This window comes from Arthrobacter sp. TJ-254, from assembly GCF_058269175.1.
In genome coordinates this window covers 1-3640 of sequence record NZ_JBZCNF010000011.1, presented here as the reverse complement: position 1 = coordinate 3640, position 3640 = coordinate 1, and the positions used below count along the sequence as shown (strand labels likewise).

Below are 3640 nucleotides of genomic sequence, written 5' to 3'. Positions count from 1 at the left end.
GAAGCTAAGACCCACAGCGCCGATGGTACTGCACCCGAGAGAGTGTGGGAGAGTAGGACACCGCCGGACAACCATTACAAGTGAAGCCCTGACGGAAACGTCAGGGCTTCACCTGCTTAACCATCCAACCACCCACCACCCGCGCACCACCCCCGCCGGCCCGGCCGGCCCGGCCGGCCCGGACGGCCCGCGCACCACCCCCGGCCGGCCCGCGCACCACCCCGGCCACCGGACGGCACCGGCCCAGCCGCGCAGCGCCATCCACGCCCGCCGACCCACCTGGCCGCCGGCAACGAGGCCTGCGACCGCGGGCTCTGGGCCGCCCGCCGCAGCTCACCGACCCGGCGCCATCCACGCTGGCCGACTCACACGGCCGTCGGCGCCATGGATCGGTCCGCGCACCTCCACAGCGCCCTCCGGCTCTGTCGGCAGCACAAGCGCGAGGCGCGCCTGCCAAGGACACGCGGCGGTGAACCCCTCCGGAGATCCTGCCGATTCTTGACGCGCCGCTCCGGCGACGTCGTCCAACATAGGCAGAGCCCGCGCTCTTCGAGCGACACGAGGGGGATTTGCCTGACCTGCTCCTCTGGGTAGGATAAATAAGGTAAGCCTAAGTAGATGGCGGGCGCTCCTCGCCGCCGCCGCCCAGGGGTTGCCCGCAGTGCTCGGCGAATTGCCGGAAACCGAGCCCGGTTCGGCCCGGGGCGGCCCAGGTCGAACCGTTCATCAGGCCGTCCATTCTACCTGGCTCAAGAACCGGTCCGCGGCTCAATGCCTCCATTTCAACGATTGTCACCACGTTCCCCACCGCCTGAAGGACTTATCCATGCCCAGCACACCACTGCGCATCATCCCTGCCCACCGACGGACGCTCGCTTCGGTGGCGGCCGCCCTCGCTTTTCCGATGGCACTGGCTGGCTGCGGAGGCGCAGCGACGGAGCCTTCCGTAGGCGGTGAGCCGAGCGTAGCGCGCACCGCATCGGAGAGCGCTTCCTCCGCCGACGCAGAATTCACAAACCTGGTTGACGCCGGCATAGGCGAGTACTCCCAGTTCGTGACGGATGAGGCACGCAAGTTGCTCGCGGGTACTGAAGCATTCGCTGACGCCTATGCGGCAGGCGATGAAGCCTCGGCGCGCGATCTCTATGCCGCAACCCGGATGCACTGGGAGCGCATTGAGCCCGTGGCAGAGTCCTTCGGTGAGCTCGACCCGACGCTCGATGCACGCGAAGCGGATCTCGAGCCCGGGCAGGAGTGGACCGGATGGCACCGGGCGGAGAAGGACCTGTTCCCGCCGGCTGGCTACACCCCAATGACGCCCCAGGAGCGAGAAGCCATTGCGGACCAGCTCGTCTCCGACACCAAGGAGTTGAACCAGCGAACCAGCACCGTCGAACTCACTGCGGACTCGATTGGCAATGGTGCGAAGGAGCTGCTCGATGAGGTCGCCACAGGCAAGGTCACCGGCGAGGAGGAGATCTGGTCCCACACCGACCTGTGGGACTTCCAAGCGAATGTTGAGGGCGCCCGAACCGCTTTTGAGAGCCTGGAGCCCGCGTTGGAGCGGAGAGATGCTGCATTGGCGGTGGATCTCGGCGGGAAGTTCGACGCGTTGCAGGCCGAGCTCGACAAGCATGCCTCGGGGACCGGATTTGCCTACTACGACGAGCTCAACCAGGAGCAGATCCAGCAACTCGCTGCCCGCGTCGACGCCCTTGGTGAACCGCTCTCCAGGCTGACCGCCGCCGTAATGCCGTGACCGGCGGCACGAACACCGGTGGCTTCGCGCAATCCTCGGACGGCAGTACGCCGGTCGCGGACGGTGTTGAGGCGGCACAGACGCCCGGCACACCCAGAGGCCGGCTCTCACGACGCGGATTGCTCTCCCTGGCGGGCGCCGGGGGAGCGCTGGCCGGTCTGGCTGCCGGAGTCGTTGGCCGTGATGTAGCAGCAGCCGGAGGAGGGTCGCTCCCAGGGCCGCCCGACGTCGTCGCCTTCCACGGGGACAGGCAGGCAGGCATCGCAACCCCGGCGCAGGATCACCTCCACATCGCCGCCTTCGACGTAACGACCGACGACCGTGCGGCGCTCATTCAGCTGCTCAAGGAATGGACAGCCGCCGCCGAGGCCATGACCAACGGCCGTGCTACGGGAGCGGGTGGCGCCATCGACGGCGCCTACGACGCTCCTCCTGATGACACGGGCGAAGCTCTTGATCTTGGTGCGGGAAACCTGACCCTTACCTTCGGATTCGGCCGCGGACTTTTCGAGAAGGACGGCGCAGCGCGCTTCGGGCTTGAGGGGCGCTGCCCCGATGCACTGGCCGACCTGCCGCATTTCCCCGGAGACGACCTCGAGCCGGAACGCACCGGCGGAGATCTGGTGGTCCAAGCCTGCGCCGATGATCCCCAGGTGGCGGTCCATGCAATCCGGAACCTTGCCCGGATCGGGTTTGGAACGACACGCGTGCGTTGGTCGCAGCTGGGTTTCGGCCGCACCTCATCCACCTCACGTTCTCAGGCGACCCCGCGAAACCTGTTCGGCTTCAAGGATGGAACGAGCAACCTTAGAGCCGAGGATGCTTCCCTGCTCGAGGAGCATGTATGGGCCGGCGCGGGAACCCGCGCCGGTGAGGCGTGGATGGCGGGAGGAACCTACCTTGTCGCCCGGAGGATCCGGATGCACATCGAAATCTGGGACAGGACGTCCTTGAGGGAGCAGGAAGGCCTGGTTGGCCGCACCAAAGGGGCCGGCGCTCCGTTATCCGGTGGTGAGGAGTTCACGGACCCCGACTTCGAGCTCCGGGGGAGCGATGGGAATCCACTGATCCCCATTGACTCCCACGTGCGTCTGGCACACCCGAGCCGCAACGTCGGTGTGCAGATGCTCCGGCGCGGCTACAACTACACGGATGGATCCGACGGACTCGGCCACCTCGACGCCGGCCTGTTCTTCATCGCATTCGTGAAGGACCCACGGACCCACTATGTGCCGATGCAGATGGCAATGGCCAAGAAGGACACCCTGGCTGTGGAGTACCTCAAGCACACTGGCTCGGGCCTGTTCGCCGTTCCCCCGGGGATTCGACCCGGCGGATTCATCGGCGAGCCGCTCTTCACCTGACCCCCCACCGAGGAGGAGCGCGTCATCCTCCAGCCGCCCTGCAGTCGCCCATCTACGGGGGAGGCGACGCTCGTCACAGAGGCCGCTGTCGGTTTGCGCGCACGTCGGACGCCGTGTAATGTTTTCTGAGTTGCCCCGCTGAGGGCAGCCACCCCCTTACATTTCGAAGCCGATCCTGCGTGTGCGCAGCACTAAAGCGGAAATCTGCTTCTAATTCGTGATGGGTAAATTCTTTCATCAATTCCGCTTCCTGGGATTCAACCGGGAAAAAGAGCCGATTTGACAGAGTGAATTGAAATAGAATAAGTTAGTAACACAAGACGGCGAAGAAATAAAGAGCTTTGGAGGATTCCGGGAGATAAATTCCGGGTCTGGCTCCGAAAAGTAAACGCATGTGCCTGTTGTTTGAGAACTCAATAGTGTGCCAAGTTTGTTGATACCGATTGTTTTTTGATTGGTTGAATTGGCTGGTTTGCCGCACCTTGTGTGTGGTGGGCCGGTTTTTTTGGCTGGTTTC

2 protein-coding genes are annotated in these 3640 nt (G+C 64.7%); both read left to right on the top strand.

Going from position 1 to position 3640, the window contains the following annotated elements; translation table 11 throughout:
* Window positions 1-826: 826 nt before the first annotated feature.
* The gene (gene efeO / locus AC4D14_RS18145) at window positions 827-1759 is read left to right on the top strand and encodes an iron uptake system protein EfeO (protein WP_490904074.1); all 933 of its coding nucleotides are present in this window, start codon (window positions 827-829) and stop codon (window positions 1757-1759) included.
* Complete coding sequence (efeB, locus tag AC4D14_RS18140) at window positions 1756-3123, top strand: iron uptake transporter deferrochelatase/peroxidase subunit (RefSeq protein WP_490904073.1); 1368 nt, start codon at window positions 1756-1758, stop codon at window positions 3121-3123. The genes efeO and efeB overlap by 4 nt, the downstream gene beginning before the upstream one ends.
* Window positions 3124-3640: the final 517 nt, after the last annotated feature.